Below are 16,570 nucleotides of genomic sequence, written 5' to 3' on the forward strand. Positions count from 1 at the left end.
CCATGTCAAAGTCTTCTTATAAAAAAACCATTGCTGTAACTGGTGGTGCCAGCGGACTTGGCCGGGCAACAGCTGAGTGTTTTGCTCGTCATGGCTATGCTGTTTGCGTAGCAGATATTAATCAGGAACGTGGCGACGAAACCGTTGCCGCACTCCAAGCCTTAGGAGCTGATGCTTTCTATCTGTACTGTGATGTTCGCAATGATCAGGATATTAAAAATCTGCGAACATCAGCCGAGCAGCGCTGGGGCGGACTTGGGGTTATCGTCAATAATGCGGGTGTTGCCACAGGTGGACGCATTGAAACCACGCCAATAGACGACTGGGAGTGGGTGATCAGTATCAACCTGATGGGTGTTGTTCGTGGCTGTAAGGAGTTTACTCCTCTGTTTAAGAAACAGGGTTATGGCCATATTGTGAATATTTCCTCTTTGGCCGGATTAGTCTCTGCCCCGATGATGTCCAGCTATAACGCCACTAAAGGCGCCGTCGTCAGCCTTTCTGAAACCCTGCGTTATGAACTGGAACCTTTTGGCATTCATACATCTGTGGTGTGTCCGGCATTCTTCCAAACCAATCTGGCAGAATCTTTTCGCACTGGTGATCCCGGCATGGAGAAAGCCGTTCATAAACTGCTTGCCAGTTCAAAGGTCACGGCAGATGATGTAGCAAACGACATCTACAAGGCAGTTCAAAACAAAACCTTTTATGTTCTGCCCCATCGGGAAGGCCGGTTTGCATGGCGTATGAAGAAGTATCTGCACCCGATATTCAAAATGATGGTGAACAAAGGTTATAAGAAAGTATTAGCCAAACAGGGTGTCGACCTGAAGCGAGCTGCACAACAAACAGAGAAAAGAGCAGAGGGCGTATCGTGAGCGAAGTTGCAGAACAAATAAAACAAACTCCAGCTATCGATCAGCCAACGGATATCCGCACTGGTGAAGAGCTGGATGTTTCGGCCCTGCAGAGCTATTTGTTAAGCCGCCTGCCAAATGCAGCTGGAGAACTGTCGGTTAAACAGTTTCCCGGTGGCGCTTCCAACCTGACCTATATGCTGACATTGGGCGAACAGGAAATGATCCTGCGACGCCCACCGTTTGGTGTGAAGGCCGCTTCTGCTCACGACATGGGTCGTGAATACAAAGTGATGTCTGCACTGGCTGGTCATTACCCCGTACCAGCTATGATCGACTTCTGTGATGATCAATCAGTGCTTGGTTGTGATTTCTATATCATGGAACGTCTTAAAGGCCTGATTCCACGAAAAGATCTGCCAAAGGGTTTGGGTCTCAGTGAGTCCGATGGCCTGCAGCTTTGCCTGAACGTTCTGCAGAAACTGGTTGACCTTCACAACATCGATTACAAAGCCGTTGGTCTTGAGCAACTCGGCAAGGGAGGCGGTTACGTTAAACGTCAGGTTGATGGCTGGAGTAGTCGCTTCCGCAAAGCCAAAACAGATAACGTTCCTGACTTTGAAAGCGTTATGACCTGGCTGGATGAAAAACAGCCAGATGACGTGAAAACCTGCCTGATTCACAACGACTTCCGCTTCGATAATGTTGTCCTGAACCCGGATAACCCGATGGAAGTGATTGGTGTGCTGGATTGGGAAATGTGCACACTGGGTGATCCACTTATGGATCTGGGTAACTCATTGGCTTACTGGGTTGAAGCCAATGACGAGCCGCAATTCCAGATGTTCCGCAGGCAACCGACCAATGCTCCCGGCATGCTCACCCGAAAAGAAGTTGTGGACTGGTACTGCAAACAAGCAGGCATAGAACTCAAGAGTTTTGATTTCTATGAGGTGTATGGCCTGTTCCGGTTAGCGGTCATCATGCAGCAGATTTATTACCGTTATCACCACGGCCAGACTCAGGACAAACGCTTTGCCATGTTCCATGTTGCTATCGCTTATATGGAGCAGCGCTGCCAGAAACTGATTCAGAATTCTTCACTATAAGCCGTTATTAGCAAACCTCGGGGGAAGTATGGCGACCATCTATCTGGTCAGACACGGACAGGCCTCTTTTGGCCAGCATGACTACGACAAGCTGTCGCCAATTGGAGAGCAGCAGGCGGTTGTTACTGGTGAATGGTTAAAAGCTGTCAACAAGTCCATCACCTTGTTTGGCAGTGGCTCTCTGTTACGCCAGCGTCAAACCCTTTCTGGAATTTACTCAGGTATGGGACTGGAAGGTCGCCAGCCAGATTTCACCCTACCAGGTTTGAATGAAGTTGATGTGGATGAACTGCTGCTGGTTGCAAACCCTCAATTCACATCCCGCCAGGAAATGGATCGTCATATGGCTAACAAGTCTAATCCGGCACAGGCTTTTTTTGAGCTTTATCGTTCCTCTCTAACCCGCTGGGCAGGTGGTGAACATGACCAGGAATACAAACAGACCTGGTTCCAGTTCAAAGAGAAAGCCCTTAATGCCGTGACTCTGGTGGGCAGAGAACTCAAAGAGAATGAGGATGCTTTGTTGGTCAGTTCCGGCGGAACCATTTCCACGATTGTTCTGCAGGTTCTAGGCATGCGAGAAGACGACATTTTCAAACTGAATCGTCATATCAATAACGCGTCCATCACCGCGCTCAACTTTCGCAAAGACAAACTTAGCCTGCATGGTTTTAACAACTATGCTCACCTGGAACAGGCAGGCTCGCGCAGGCTGGTTACGCGCATTTAATTAAAAACAATAAGAGACAGAATTATGAGCGATAAAAACTTGTTTGACCTGAGTGGTAAGGTTGCACTGGTTACAGGTGCGAGCCGTGGCATTGGTGAAGCGATTGCTCACCTGCTGGCAGCTCACGGTGCCCATGTTATTGCCTCAAGCCGCAAACTGGAGGGCTGTGAAGCTGTATGCAGCGCTATTCGTGATGCTGGCGGCTCCGCAGAAGCAATTGCCTGCCATATCGGAGATATGCAACAGATCTCCGATATTTTTACAGCTATCAAAGAGAAACACGGCAAACTGGATATTCTGGTCAACAATGCCGCAGCCAACCCTTACTTCGGTCATATTCTTGATACCGATCTGGGTGCCTTCCAGAAAACTGTCGATGTAAATATTCGCGGTTATTTCTTTATGAGTGCTGAAGCCGGAAAGATCATGCGTAAAAACGGTGGCGGCAGCATTATTAATGTTGCTTCCGTGAACGGCGTAGTACCCGGCCATATGCAGGGTATTTATTCTGTGACTAAAGCGGCTGTTATTTCCATGACCAAAGCTTTTGCCAAAGAATGCGCCGGCTTGAATATTCGGGTGAACGCACTTCTGCCTGGCCTGACAGAAACAAAGTTTGCCTCAGCCCTCACTGGTAACCCAGCCATTATGAAGCAGGCACTTACCCACATTCCTATGAACCGTTCAGCCTCTCCCGATGAAATGGCAGGCACTGTGTTGTATCTGGCCTCTGATGCAGCCAGCTATACCACCGGCACATGCATTAATGTGGATGGTGGTTACCTGACGGTATAAACCACTCCAAGAGGTGTTAGCGCTGCTAACACCTCTGTTAAGAACCAGCCTTCCTTAATGCAGTCCAAGAGCCGTTATGTATTCAGCGGTTTGCAAAGGATTGCGACATGTATGTATCTCACCAGCCAATAGCTCCGGGAGTAGCGGCTCCTCAGTTCACAGCTAATCCTCTGCCTTACTGGAACGGCCATCTGGTTGCGCATCCTCCGACTGGCTTTGGACCGATGGTGGCAATTTTGCCTCCACCACCTGAAGAAACAATCTCATCGTCATCCCTAAGCCGTGAGCAGATCAAAGTTTTGGGAGAATCCGCGCCATTCTGCCCACAATTAGGATTTGGGGGATTCGCCACTGTCTATCAGGTTCAAGCGCCAACTATCTATCCGGAGCTGTTTGCCGTAAAGGTGACCCACACCCCTAACGCCATCAATGGGCATACGAAAGAAACATGTGATGAGATATATAAACAAACAAGAAACGAAGCCCGCTTAATGCAGCAATTTGACCACCCGAATATAGCCTCGATCTACGGATACCATTGCAACCTGAACTCTGTGCATGTGGTGATGCCCCTATATCCCATGAGCTTGGATAAACGCCTGAACATTCTCACTCCGATTCCTATAGCGGATAGAGAAAGCTTCGTTGCTGGTATCTGCAACGGGCTCAGTTATTTGCACAGCATGGGTTATATCCACTCAGACCTGAAGCCGGGTAATGTTTTAATAGATGCTGATGGCAATGCACGGATTGGCGATTTTGGCATGAGCTGCCCGATCATGGCACCAGACGCCCTTCCGCAACCATCAAAATATATAGCTCCCGAACTTTCTTCAGAATTTGAGACGGTTACTACTCCTGCAGGGCATATCTTTCACAGATTCAAACCTGTGCCTAAAACAATTTCAACGGATATCTTTGGTCTCGGTTATACACTTGCCAGCCTCTATGTGCACAAGAACTACAACCAAGCTTGGGATTATATGTCTGGCAGCACCATGATTTTTATGAAGCTGAACGACACTGTTTGCGTGATGACGGGCGAGAATCTGCTTCAGGATGAAGTGTTTGCTCGCCTTATCAGGCCTGCTATTAACAGGTTCCCACAACACCGCCCTGCCAATATGCAAGCGGTACAGGGAATACTGACCCAGATAACTCATGAGCGTCAGCAACAGCAGATGCTTATGATTATGCAACATCAGGCCAGCATGCTTGCTATGGCGCCACAACCTGTGGCTTGTCAGCCACCTCAAGCCTTAAATGTACCGGTCTAACCATAAGCGCTAAAGATTGTATCCCTTAGCGCTTATTGATTTTTATAAACAACCTTCTTCGCAAACATTCTGGGCAGGGAGTATTTCAGCGTCGGCCTTAATTAAATCAGCAGCCTTTTCCGCAATCATTATCACGGGCGCATTGGTGTTACCCAGAATAACTCGCGGCATTATGGAAGCATCGACAACACGCAACCGGCCAATTCCATGAACCTTAAGTTCATGGTTAACGACTGCCATTGCGTCATTTCCCATTTTGCAGGTACCCACTTGATGGTGATAAGTGGAAATGTGGGCGCGTACATAATCTTCCAGATCACGATCAGACTGTACATCCTGCCCAGGATAAAGCTCTTGCTTTATCCAATCGGCCAGAGGCTGATTCCTGGCAATCTCACGAAGCTGCCTGATATTTTTTACCAACACTTCAACATCACTTTTCACACTAAGCACATTAGGATCAATTAACAGTTCACTGTCTGGATCCGCAGAAGTTAAGCGGATATCACCACGACTCTCTAAAGCGATCGCACCAGCATTAATAGTAAAAGCATTCTGATTACCAGCTTCCATACCCTGGTCATACATTGGATAAGGGCACAGGTTAGGCTGAAGGTCTGGGGCTTTAATTTCAGGGGCACTCTTCATAAATACCAGCCCGTGTAGAGGAGAGATCTCGGTATTAGTAGATTTCGGAACCTCCCGTGAAGCTTCGAAGATCATTGGAACAAGCGCATGATCATGAAGATTCTTTCCAACACCGGGCAGGTTTTGTACAACATCAATACCCACCTCTTCCAGGTGTTCCCGTTCACCAATACCTGACAGCATCAGCAAACGAGGTGATTCAATAACACCAGCACTAATAATGACTTCTTTATTAATTTTCACTGTGTGCATACCAGTACTGCCTTGGTAATAAACACCTGAGACAGCACCATTTTTAATAAGAACCTTATGGACGCGAGAGTTAGTTATAACTGTTAAATTTCTGCGGACGATAGCAGGATGCAAATAAGCCACTGATGCAGAATGCCGCTTGCCATTCTTTGTTGTCATTTGAGCAAGACTGGCTCCCTCCTGATGCTGGCCATTGTAATCTTTGGTGATGCGGTAGCCCGTGGCATCCGCGGCTTTGATAAAAGCTTCAATCAGGGGGTTGGGTTCATAAGCACTTGTGACGTGCAAAGGTCCAGCTACGCTGCGGAATTCATCTTCACCACTATCAAAACATTCTGACTTTTTAAAGTACTGCAAAACATCCCGCCATCCCCACCCAGAATTCCCCAGAGCAGCCCAGCCATCGTAGTCACTCTCATGACCACGAGAATAAGTCATAGCATTTAGAGAAGACGAACCACCAAGTACTTTGCCACGGGGCCAAAGCAACTTTCTGTTTTTAGCAAACACCTGAGGCGTGGTTTCATAAGCCCAGTCGTATTTTCCAGACTCCCACAATTCAAGCAGTTGGCCAGGAGTGGAAATTAATTCAGATGAATCCCAACCTCCCGCTTCTATCAGAAACACTGATATCTGGTCACTTTCAGTCAACCGATTCGCTAAAACAGATCCAGCTGTTCCAGCCCCACAGATCACGTAATCGTAAGTATCATCAGATTGTGCTGAGAGCAAAGTAGAAACCCCGGATAGAACAGAAAAGAGCAGAGTCCATTTATAGATTGTTTTTACATTTTTCACTGTGCGCTACCGCCCGCCAAATATAAGCAAGCTCATAGTTTAGGCACAGGGCTTTACAGGTACCCGTCTAGCCAGAAGCGTTAATGGCAGTGTACCCTTAGCAGCCCTGCGCAAGATAAGAACAGGTCAAACCAGTGACAACGATCTATGGAATCCCCAACTGCGACACCATGAAAAAGGCGCGCACATGGCTGGATCAACAAAATATCGAGTACACCTTTCATAACTACCGCAAAGATGGTTTGGATAAAGGTTGGCTGAAAGACCGTATTGTTGAACTGGGCTGGGAGCAGGTGGTTAACCGTCGTGGCACAACCTGGCGTAAACTCCCTGAAGATGTTCGCAGTGAAATGAATGCCGAATCCGCTGTTGAAGCCTTATTGGAACAACCCGGCATGATTAAACGACCACTGCTGGATACCGGCAACGGCTATCTGCTGGGATTTTCTGCAGATAAATGGTCTGAAGCCCTCAAATAAGCGACACCAAAGTGACAAGGCCTTGGCCTGACAACTAGAATACTCCTCTGGCGATTCCTGAAAAAAGAACAAGGACACTGTTTGTTATTATGAGCAAAGAATTTTTCAGTATGGCGGCCGGCATCGGCACCAAGAACAATAAAGGTGAGTGGCTGGAGGTATTCTACCCTGCCCCGCTGTCCAAGCCCGATGCTGAACTGGTTGAAGCCGTTGGTGCCATTACCGGCTATACCGGTGGCAATCAGGTGATTGAACTGGACAGTGCCACTTGCCATGCCCTTGAAGAACTGTTCCTGCAGCGTAACCTGCTGGATCACACCCTGATTCTCAGTTCTATGGAAACCAGCAGCAACCCCCGGGTTCTGGTGATTCTGGAATCTGATGAAGCGCCCACCAGCACTCCAGAAGCCTACCTGAAGCTGCATATGCTGTCCCACCGTCAGGTAAAGCCACACGGTATCAACCTGACCGGCATCTTCCCTCTGCTGCCAAACGTTGCCTGGACTAACGAAGGCGCTGTTGATCTGGAAGAGCTGCCACACCGTCAGCTGGCCGCTCGTGCCCGTGGCGAAGTTTTGAATGTGCAGTCTGTTGATAAATTCCCACGTATGACCAACTACGTAGTTCCTAAAGGTGTTCGTATTGCCCATACCGCCCGTGTTCGCCTGGGCGCTTATATTGGCGAAGGCACTACGGTAATGCATGAAGGTTTCGTAAACTTCAATGCCGGTACCGAAGGTAAGAATATGGTAGAAGGTCGTATCTCTGCTGGTATCTGGGTGGGCGAAGGTTCTGACCTTGGTGGTGGCTGCAGCACTATGGGCACACTGTCTGGCGGTAACGACATCGTCGTTTCCATTGGCCAGAACTGTCTTATCGGTGCCAATGCCGGTGTAAACATTCCTCTGGGCGATCGCTGCACCGTAGAAGCTGGCCTGTATCTGACTGCAGGCTCCAAGGTGACTGTTCTGGATAAGGACAAGAAGCCGGTTGAAACTGTGAAGGCTGTTGAGCTGTCTGGCAAATCTGACCTGATGTTCTGGCGTAACTCTCAGACAGGTGCCGTTGAGTGTCTGGCAAATAAAACCGCCATTGAACTCAATGAAGAGCTGCACGCTCACAACTAATGTCTGTAAAAGAAAAGAGCGCTAACTTGCGCTCTTTTCTGAATTCCTTTCCCCTGCCTATTTCACCCGATAAATTTCCCGGGCATAGATTCGCCCCTGAGGAATACTGTAACTGACTCCCCGCAAGTCTGACTTAATCAGATAGGTGCTGCTGTCCCAGAATACTGGGGCGACCGGCATATCTTCCGCTAAAAGTAATTCTGCTTCAGCGTATAACTGGCTGCGCTCACCAGCATCCTGAACACTGCGAGCCTGCAACAATAACTGGTTGTATTTTTCATTGTTGTAAAAGCTACTGTTATTGGAATGCTGAGGCGTGTGCATATTCAGCATAGTAGAAGGTTCATCGTGATCACCAGCCCAAAGAGCTCTGGCGACCTGGTAGCGCCCCAAGGCCTTGTTCTGCAAATACGTCCCCCACTCCTGACTCTCCAGAGTCACCTTTACCGGCAAAGCTCCCTGCCACATCTTTTGAATGGCGACAGCAATACGACGATTTTCATCTGTACCGTTGTAGATATAGGTTATCTCCAAAGGTTTGCGGTAATGATATCCAGCAGCAGCCAGCAACCGTTTGGCTTCCGCCAACCTTTCTCCTAGAGACTGTGTCTGGTATTTCGGTACCGGCGGGGTAAAGTCTGAAACAATCTCCGGGGTAAAGGTGTAAGCAGCCATCTGCCCTTGCCCAAGAATATCCTCAGTAATACGTTCCCGTTGAATGGCATAAGAGAGCGCCTGACGCACCCGAACATCGTCAAAAGGTTTTTTGCGGGTATTAAAGGTCAAGTAATAGGTTGCCAGTGTTAATTGGGTTTTCAGCTCGTTGGGGTAATCTTCCGCCAAAGTCTTTCTATGGGTTGAGGGAACCCGATCCATAATTTCTACCTCGTTGGCCCGGTAACGGCTCAAACCTGCAGTTTCCGATTCAACGGGTAGGAAGGTAACCTGAGTAATAACTGTTTTATCGTTATTCCAATAGTAAGGATTTCGATTCAGCTGAATACGCTCATGAATCACACGGCGCGCCAGAACATAAGGCCCATTGGAAACCGCACGCCCTTCCGTCATCCAGTCCCGGCCATAAGCATCAACAGTATGTTCAGGAACGGGATGCATAGAACGGTGAGTAAGCATTGGTAATAAATAAGCCAGAGGTGCTTCCAACCGGATAACGAATTTTTTCTTGGATAATGCCTGCACTCCTAACGCTGTAACCGGTTTCTCCCCTCTCATCACCTCGCCGGCTTCTTCAATTCCCATAACTTCAGGGAACCAGCCGTAAAATGCTCCGGTTTTTGGAGAAACCAAGCGGCGAAAACTGTATTCAAAATCAAACGCTGTCAGCTCTGTGCCGTCAGACCACTTCAAACCATCACGCAAATAAAAAGTCCAGGTTTTCCCGTCCTCAGAAACCTCCCAGCGTTCAGCCTGCCCAGGAATAATCTGCCCGTTCACATCCTGAGTCACCAGCCCTTCAAACATCTCCCGCATTACATGGGCTCCGGGGATGCCAGAAGCCAGGTGTGGATCCAGAGACTCCGGATCACCGCGAAGAATACGGGTAAGATTCTGGTTCTCCGACAGCTGTACACCTTTGGGCACCACAGCTGCGTATAAAGACACACAGAAAACCAGCGAACACCACGCAGCCATGTCTCTTATTACTTTTGTTATTGCAGGTTTCATAACAAACCAAAGGGCGGGGAAAGATTCTTTCAGACTAGATCAGTCCCGTGTTCTGCACATGCTTTCCTGTTGTCTATGCTCTATCGCCAGAAAAAACAGCCGGGGATTGGGGGGAATAGGTTGAGGACCATCTGGATTTATCTACTAATGGGAGTCTATTTACCCGCTACGGCACAAGACCTTCTGATTGTGCATTTATCAACCAATCAGACAGATGACAGTCATGAGGTTTATCTTTTCCCTCTATATCATACTGATCACGATTTACCCGGTGTTTTAAAAAGCCAGTGGGAAACGGCAGAGCTTCACCTACTAGAAATGCCATTGGTTTCATTCGATAGAGACTCAAACACTTATCTGATCCCTACCCCACAGAGTTATCCGGAGAAGTCGCCAGAGACTATCGAATTTTCACTATTGTCTCCGGAGGAAAACCAGAAGGGTTATACCGTTAAGGCTTGGCAGATCTGCAATATGAATATGGAGGGGTTTGAGCAGCTCTCTTCGGGCGAATATGACGGAAGTGAAATAGGTGTAACTCTGAGAGGCTTTTCCTACCTGACATTACCCATCGGCTATAGACTTAGCCACGCACTCCCGCAATCAGCATTCTTCAATGTTATTCGACTTATCGAAAAGTCTTTACAACTTGTGACTCAAAAACCCTTCAAAGAAAGAGTTGATGCAAACTTAACTGACTTATCCGGAGGAGTGCTTGAAGTGGGCCTGCTTATGCATGGGAGGTTCCCTGCACCGAATGGCATAACAACTACTGTGAAAATTTTTCGAGATGGGTTGGTTTATATTGAGGTTCCCGTGAAAGCCTTTGATGATGCCCTTTACCCGGTTCAAGAACCAGTTGAAGAAACTGAGCCATCAACGATTACAGAAACAGAAGAACCAATCTATTCACAGGCTAAAGTTAGAATTGGCTCCACTGTCCAGCCTCCTCCAGCATCCAATCCGCCCCCCCCCCTTTTAACAACAACGATTCCAGTACTTTCACCACCAGCCAAGTCTTTAGCGGATTCCAACTCTTCCCGAGCCTCAAGCAGTGACCGGCAAGAATTTTATTGCAAGTGCCCGGGAACAAAATGCTTGAAACGCTACTGTAGTTGCTTTGCTAAAGGGGAAATGTGCAGTGCAAATTGTAAATGCAAAGACTGCAGAAATAATGAAGAGCACCTCGACGAACGTGCAGCAGCTATAGCCAAACTTGGCACAAAACCTCTGGGAGATAAATTTGAAAGAGTTACCGGCGGCGGGTTAGCCCACAGAACAGGATGTCGTTGTACGAAGGGTTGCTCACAAAGATACTGTGAATGTTATGACAATGACGTGAGGTGCACGGATAAGTGTCACCCCGATTCACCAGATTGCCGCAACAAGCAGAGCTTCGCTTCAGAAGCAGCCACTACCAGCACTTCAGCCTCCCGAACATCAGCCAAACACATCGTTCGAGCCCCACCTGATCAAACGAAAGCACAACACGAGTTCGTCGTTCGTCCAATAACTTATGGCGATCAACTGCCAAGCCTGCCTCCGGCTGAAATTATGCAGGCATATATAAAAGCGCAAATGGCGATGAGTAGTCTTTTACAAACAAAACCTTAATTCAGGCAATCATGACGAAAATGCCCAAACCCGCCGCTCCAATACAGAAGCCAGATACCTTATACCAGATCATTCGCTGTAACTTATGAGTAACCACTGCTTCCATAACCAAGTCCTCACTTTTTATTTAGCTTTTCAAAAGCGCCCCATGATCACAACCTCTGCCAAGCAGAGACATCAATTGGGACATTTTGTCAGTACATATTTCCCCAGCCTGACAAATATCATGCACCTTACGGCTTGCTTCATTTCGATCACCTGAACCCAACAGGTAACCAGATAACACTCTGGCTTTGCGGGCTTCACACCACTCCTCAACTAACAATAACATTTTAGAAATATTAGCGACTGAAGCGATTTCATAACCAATATTCACCAGTCCTTGTTCCACAACCCAGAGAGGCGAACAGTGAAGTCCTTTGGCCAGTGCATCCTGGTAGAGAATCTTCAAAATATCAGCACTGTGTCGATTAATCGCCGAAGCCTGATCACTGCCCACAACAGCAAACGCCAGATCAAAAGGATTGCTAATGCGGGAATCATTGAGGAATTTTTTACTCTTTGGATGCAATCTGCTGGCCAGACCAGACTTATCCATCAAAGTTTCATTGCTATTCAGGCAACTTTTCAGTCTGTGTACGGGTAAGAGAGTTGAGCGGCGTAAAGCAGGTATCAGCGTGTCATATTCCAAAGGCTGGGGAATTACATGGGAGCTCTGCCAACGGGAGCGGGCAAAGGTGTAAGTCAGATGATGCTGCCCCGGAAGGGCTTTGCGTGCGCCCATACTTTCCGAGTTCGATCGGCTCCACTTACTCAATGATCCAGCCATAGATATCCAGATAACTTACGCATGTTTTTATTTTTCGATAGTTAGATACTGCAACAGACAGGCCAATATTAAAAATAGCGAAAACGTACAAAAAACAGGAAATTTCGAAAAATATTCGCCCCCTTTTTGAGCAAAGATATGGAAAGCCGCCCCCAACTGGCGCAATATCCTCTGTGTTATTCATGTCCGATTTTTGCCAGTGCATCACGCCTTAACCCTGTAATCTTTGCAGCATGAACACAGACTTTGAGCAATGTTACCAAGCCCTGAAAAGCCGTGACCGTCGATTCGATGGCCGGTTTTTCGTAGGTGTCAGCAGTACCGGAATCTACTGCCGACCAGTGTGCCCTGCGCGACTGCCAAAACCGGAGAACTGTACCTTTTTCAGTACTGCTGCAGCAGCGGAACAAACCGGCTTACGCCCTTGTAAGCGCTGCCGACCAGAACTGGCCCCCGGGCTTGCCTGTATTGATATGCCCAATGCATTACTGGAGGAAGGTTGTCGTTTGATTAACCGAGGCTATCTGGATCAGCATACCGTTGCTCAATTAGCTGAAAGATTAGGAATCAGCAGCCGTCACCTTGGGCGCTTATTTCATAATGATCTGGGCATATCGCCTGTAGATCTTGCTGTAAATCGACGTCTTATGCAGGCCCGGCAACTGATCCGGGATACCTCTCTACCTATTACCGATATTGCCTTCAGCAGCGGCTTCCAAAGTGTACGTAGTTTTAATCAGGCCTTTCGCCAGCATTCCGGGCAAACTCCCTCAAGTCTCCGCAAAGCAGGAAGTACAAAACTGTCAGGGCCAGTAAAACTTCACCTCAGCTATCGCCCTCCTTATGACTGGAGCGAAATGCTCAGCTTTCTTTCAAAGCGTACTATTCCCGGTGTTGAACAGATTACCGATACTTACTACCGGCGCACGGTCTGTATTACGGAACAACAAGGCACAGCTGAACCCATAACATTCCGAGGATGGATAGAAGTCAGTAACCTTTCCGAACGCTGTCTGCTGCAGATTGTTTTAAGTCCTGAGCTGACACCTGTTGTCAGTGAAGTTTTACAGCGAGTCAGAAGACTGTTTGATCTGGATTGCGACCCTGACCGTATTCTTCAGCGATTAGGTTCTCTGGCGGAAGAAAACCCCGGTCAGCGGGTTCCCGGAGCCTTTGATGGTTTTGAAATGAGTATCCGCGCCATTCTTGGGCAACAGGTAACGGTGAAAGCAGCTCATACATTAGCCACACGTGTTGCTCAAAATTTTGGTACGCCGATTGAAACACCATTTCCAGAACTGGCTTTTACTTTCCCTCAGCCGGAAGTTATTGCTGGCTTAGAGCAAGAACAACTGGGCAAACTTGGCATTGTACGTCAGCGCTGCAAAGCTATTTTTTCCGTGGCCGAAGCTGTTGCCAGTCACGAGATTGACCTTTCACCGCTGGCCAATGTCTCTGAAACCTTGAAAAACCTGGAAGCTCTAACCGGCATTGGCCCATGGACGGCACAATACATTGCTATGCGCGCCTTAAGTTGGCCCGATGCTTTTCCTGATCAGGATTTAGGTGTTATCAAAGCGATGGGCACCAAACACCGGAAAACAATTCTGGAATACGCCGAACGTTGGCGACCATGGCGAGCCTATGCGGTACTGCATCTGTGGCACCGCCCTTTAGATCGACCTCGTCTGGCACCCGAAAGTGAGAAACAAATATGATCTTTACCAAATTCAACTCCGCTTTTGGAACCACCTTTGCCGCTGCCGATAACGGCAAACTCTGCCACCTGTGGTTTCCCGGCCAGAAGCATGAGCCAGACCCTTCTACCTGGACGAAGAAAGATGATGAGCCAGTATTTGCCCTGCTCAAGCAACAATTACAGGAGTATGCAGAAGGTCAGCGACACACATTCCAGCTACCTCTGAACCCTCGCGGCACAGACTTTCAGAAAAGTGTTTGGGAGGCTCTGTTGAAAATATCTTTTGGTGAACACAGTTCTTATGGCGTACTGGCCAAACAGCTGGGGAAACCCAAAGCATCACGAGCTGTAGGTGCGGCCGTTGGCAAAAACCCCATTGGCATTATTATTCCCTGCCACCGGGTGCTTGGCAGTACCGGAAAACTTACGGGTTTTGCTGCTGGTCTAGAGATGAAAGCTCAACTGTTGGCGGTGGAGGGGGTACTGGAACCGGAACAACAGGCTCTGTGCTTGTAAGACCTACTGAAGGATCGACAGATGTTCGCCCATCCCTGAAGCCAGATCAGGAACTCTTTTACTCTGAAGCCTTTGGCCTTTTAATTCTGTCCAGATGCATACACAGCCCAATAAGCAGTGCAATCACCCTTTGGGCTGTATCATCACCCAACAGGCATTTGGAAAATTCTCGAAAATCTTTTGCAGATTGCCTTGCTCCAGCCATTGAGCAACAGTCATTCCCTGGGTTTCTAACGCTTCTTTAACTGTTCTACCCAGCTTGTGCTCCATACTGAGAAACTCTTCCGGAGATTTCCAGACTGTCTCTGTTTTCTCTTCATCCTTCCAGTCAGCCGGAATATTATTAGCAAGATACAATGTTGTGAACGCCCCTTGCGCAGAAACAATGGAATGGCGGCAGAAACGTCCGGCAGAAATTGCTATGGCATGAGGCTGCCGGGAATCGATTGAGAATGTTGAAGATGATGATTGCTCTAGTGCACAGGCCACTCTGGAAATTCCTGTTCTGATAGCACAATTACAGATAGAGGACTTTCAGATAGAAGAGTTCCGGGCACTAACCAGTATGCAATAACGTCTGACCAACCATCAGTCTTACGATTTTTACACGTATTTATTTGAAAAGAATGCAGCCACTTATGATACTTGAATCATAGTTTGTATATTTCTAGCAACAGCTAACTCAAGGAATGAGAGTATGCTGGCATTGAAGCTAAGCCCAAAATCAATCACCTCGCTAATCGCTATGGTGGTATTCCTATTTATTACCGCAACAACCCGATCAGCGTTCGCCTGTGATTTAACAACAAGTATTAACCGTGCAACTCCCAGTGAAGTGAAAGAGTTCTTTGATAGAAAAAACAAAGTTGTCGTAACCTTTGTGGGGTACTCTGGCGCAGGCTATGAACACGAAGAAGAAATGCTTAAAAATGCTGCAAACATTCTTGGTGAATACCATCCGTCAGAAGCGATTATTAATATTGGAGCAACACCGGATGGTATAGGTGGGGTTTACAAGATTGCTAAAGACAAGGGTTTCGTCACTACAGGTATTGTTTCTCATCAAGCCGAAAAATTTGGTGTGGAACTCTCCCCCTGTGTTGATGAGATCTTTTATATTAAAGACTCCCACTGGGGCGGTTTTATCAATGGCAAAGAGACTCTGTCACCAACATCAGTTGCCATGGTCGAGAATAGCACTGTAGTGATTGGCATTGGTGGAGGTGCCGTTGCCAGAGATGAACTTATTGCTGCAAGCCGCCTTGGAAAGTACATCCGTTTTATTCCAGCCGACATGAATCATAAAAAAGCCATTGAAAACGCCAGGAGAAAGAATTTACCGGTGCCCACTGATTTTAAAGGTGCTGCGGACAAAGTCTTTTAAACAGAGTCCGCTCATTAAAAAAACATAGCTTTACCGCACAACAAACTGTTCAAACAGGTCACCGGCTTTACTGAACAACCTGTTTTGCAGAAGCGGCTCAAGCTCGACATTTTCAAGATCACCGTTATAACAGTTCTGAATCCGGCATTTCTGTATTGCAAAGTTCTGCACACCTTTTTCGTATAGATTTTGCAATAGCGTTTCGAAACGTTCTGGGCTGATAAGATTCCAGTTGACTGTAGTGCGTACTTCACATGGAACGCCGGATGCCATCAAAATATCCAGGCTCTGCCAGCCCTTAGCTCCAGCAGTTGTACCCGTTATTTGCGGGTAATCCTCTGGCAAACCCTTAATATCCAGGCCAACCCAATCCACAAGGTTCAACAAAGTCAGTAATCGCTCGGGCACCTGACCGGCTGTATGAAGACCAACCTTAAACCCCATGGCTTTGACTTCCCGTATGGCTGTTGCCAAACCACTCTGCAACAACGGCTCACCACCACTGAAAACTACGGCATCCAACAAATCTTTGCGCTGCTCCAGAAGGCTGATGATATCCTTCCAGGACACATCCCCAGCTCGGGAAGAAGTAGGAAGAAGATCAGGGTTATGGCAGTACTGGCAACGCAGGTTACAGCCACGGGTAAAAACCACTGCCGACAAATGATCTGGATAGTCGACAGTGGTCATTGGTACCAAACCGCCTATCCGTAATGGGACGGCGGCCAGAGGCAATACATCAGATACGTGCATTCACTCTCACTCAATAG

16 protein-coding genes are annotated in these 16,570 nt (G+C 47.8%); 11 read left to right on the forward strand and 5 right to left on the reverse strand.

The genetic code is table 11. From position 1 onward, the window contains the following. Window positions 1–2 precede the first annotated feature (2 nt). The 5 genes from ACY2RR_RS14295 (at window position 3) to ACY2RR_RS14315 (ending at window position 4,768) form a co-directional block, all read left to right on the forward strand. Window positions 3–878, forward strand: coding sequence for an SDR family oxidoreductase (locus ACY2RR_RS14295; RefSeq protein WP_490108831.1), 876 nt, complete (start codon window positions 3–5; stop codon window positions 876–878). Further along, on the forward strand, window positions 875–1,966 hold the full coding sequence (locus tag ACY2RR_RS14300; RefSeq protein ID WP_490108832.1) for a phosphotransferase family protein: 1,092 nt from the start codon (window positions 875–877) through the stop codon (window positions 1,964–1,966). Before ACY2RR_RS14295 ends, ACY2RR_RS14300 begins: the two co-directional genes overlap by 4 nt. Window positions 1,967–1,994: 28 nt before the next feature. Beyond that, window positions 1,995–2,696, forward strand: coding sequence for a histidine phosphatase family protein (locus tag ACY2RR_RS14305; protein WP_490108833.1), 702 nt, complete (start codon window positions 1,995–1,997; stop codon window positions 2,694–2,696). A 24-nt stretch (window positions 2,697–2,720) separates the two neighbouring features. Then, window positions 2,721–3,491, forward strand: coding sequence for an SDR family oxidoreductase (locus ACY2RR_RS14310; protein WP_490108834.1), 771 nt, complete (start codon window positions 2,721–2,723; stop codon window positions 3,489–3,491). A 107-nt stretch (window positions 3,492–3,598) separates the two neighbouring features. Continuing rightward, complete coding sequence (locus ACY2RR_RS14315) at window positions 3,599–4,768, forward strand: protein kinase domain-containing protein (protein WP_490108835.1); 1,170 nt, start codon at window positions 3,599–3,601, stop codon at window positions 4,766–4,768. A gap of 42 nt (window positions 4,769–4,810) precedes the next feature. On the opposite strand, the gene ACY2RR_RS14320 is transcribed toward ACY2RR_RS14315, so the two are convergent. Next, window positions 4,811–6,466, reverse strand: a complete 1,656-nt coding sequence (locus tag ACY2RR_RS14320; protein ID WP_490108836.1) for a GMC family oxidoreductase — start codon at window positions 6,464–6,466, stop codon at window positions 4,811–4,813. Window positions 6,467–6,600: 134 nt separating this feature from the next. Between ACY2RR_RS14320 and ACY2RR_RS14325 the strand changes: the two genes are divergently transcribed. Continuing rightward, a complete protein-coding gene (locus ACY2RR_RS14325; protein ID WP_490108837.1) occupies window positions 6,601–6,945 on the forward strand; it encodes an ArsC family reductase in 345 nt (114 codons plus the stop codon). Window positions 6,946–7,034: 89 nt separating this feature from the next. After that, the gene (gene dapD, locus ACY2RR_RS14330; protein WP_490108838.1) at window positions 7,035–8,072 is read left to right on the forward strand and encodes a 2,3,4,5-tetrahydropyridine-2,6-dicarboxylate N-succinyltransferase; all 1,038 of its coding nucleotides are present in this window, start codon (window positions 7,035–7,037) and stop codon (window positions 8,070–8,072) included. Window positions 8,073–8,129: 57 nt separating this feature from the next. Here dapD and ACY2RR_RS14335 read toward each other — a convergent pair whose 3' ends face one another. After that, window positions 8,130–9,695: a peptide ABC transporter substrate-binding protein gene (locus ACY2RR_RS14335; RefSeq protein ID WP_490108839.1), complete on the reverse strand. Its 1,566-nt coding sequence runs from the start codon at window positions 9,693–9,695 to the stop codon at window positions 8,130–8,132. 138 nt (window positions 9,696–9,833) lie between these two features. On the opposite strand from ACY2RR_RS14335, the gene ACY2RR_RS14340 reads away from it, so the two are divergent. Next, complete coding sequence (locus ACY2RR_RS14340) at window positions 9,834–11,372, forward strand: TCR domain-containing protein (protein ID WP_490108840.1); 1,539 nt, start codon at window positions 9,834–9,836, stop codon at window positions 11,370–11,372. Between the two features lie 127 nt (window positions 11,373–11,499). Here ACY2RR_RS14340 and ACY2RR_RS14345 read toward each other — a convergent pair whose 3' ends face one another. Beyond that, entirely contained in the window at window positions 11,500–12,201 is a 702-nt protein-coding gene (locus ACY2RR_RS14345; RefSeq protein WP_490108841.1) for an ethanolamine ammonia-lyase light chain EutC, read from the reverse strand. A 233-nt stretch (window positions 12,202–12,434) separates the two neighbouring features. Here ACY2RR_RS14345 and alkA point away from each other — a divergent pair, with 233 nt between their 5' ends. Beyond that, window positions 12,435–13,919 carry a DNA-3-methyladenine glycosylase 2 gene (gene alkA, locus ACY2RR_RS14350; protein ID WP_490108842.1) on the forward strand — a complete coding sequence of 495 codons (1,485 nt, stop codon included), beginning with the start codon at window positions 12,435–12,437 and terminating at the stop codon, window positions 13,917–13,919. Next, on the forward strand, window positions 13,916–14,416 hold the full coding sequence (locus ACY2RR_RS14355) for a methylated-DNA--[protein]-cysteine S-methyltransferase (protein ID WP_490108843.1): 501 nt from the start codon (window positions 13,916–13,918) through the stop codon (window positions 14,414–14,416). The genes alkA and ACY2RR_RS14355 overlap by 4 nt, the downstream gene beginning before the upstream one ends. Before the next feature lie 123 nt (window positions 14,417–14,539). Here ACY2RR_RS14355 and ACY2RR_RS14360 read toward each other — a convergent pair whose 3' ends face one another. Continuing rightward, entirely contained in the window at window positions 14,540–14,905 is a 366-nt protein-coding gene (locus ACY2RR_RS14360) for a hypothetical protein (protein ID WP_490108844.1), read from the reverse strand. Window positions 14,906–15,113: 208 nt separating this feature from the next. On the opposite strand from ACY2RR_RS14360, the gene ACY2RR_RS14365 reads away from it, so the two are divergent. After that, complete coding sequence (locus ACY2RR_RS14365) at window positions 15,114–15,800, forward strand: hypothetical protein (RefSeq protein WP_490108845.1); 687 nt, start codon at window positions 15,114–15,116, stop codon at window positions 15,798–15,800. A gap of 30 nt (window positions 15,801–15,830) precedes the next feature. Here ACY2RR_RS14365 and ACY2RR_RS14370 read toward each other — a convergent pair whose 3' ends face one another. Next, window positions 15,831–16,553, reverse strand: coding sequence for an anaerobic ribonucleoside-triphosphate reductase activating protein (locus ACY2RR_RS14370; protein WP_490108846.1), 723 nt, complete (start codon window positions 16,551–16,553; stop codon window positions 15,831–15,833). Window positions 16,554–16,570: the final 17 nt, after the last annotated feature.

The sequence above is a fragment of the Parendozoicomonas sp. 2304DJ65-17 genome (genome assembly GCF_058148445.1).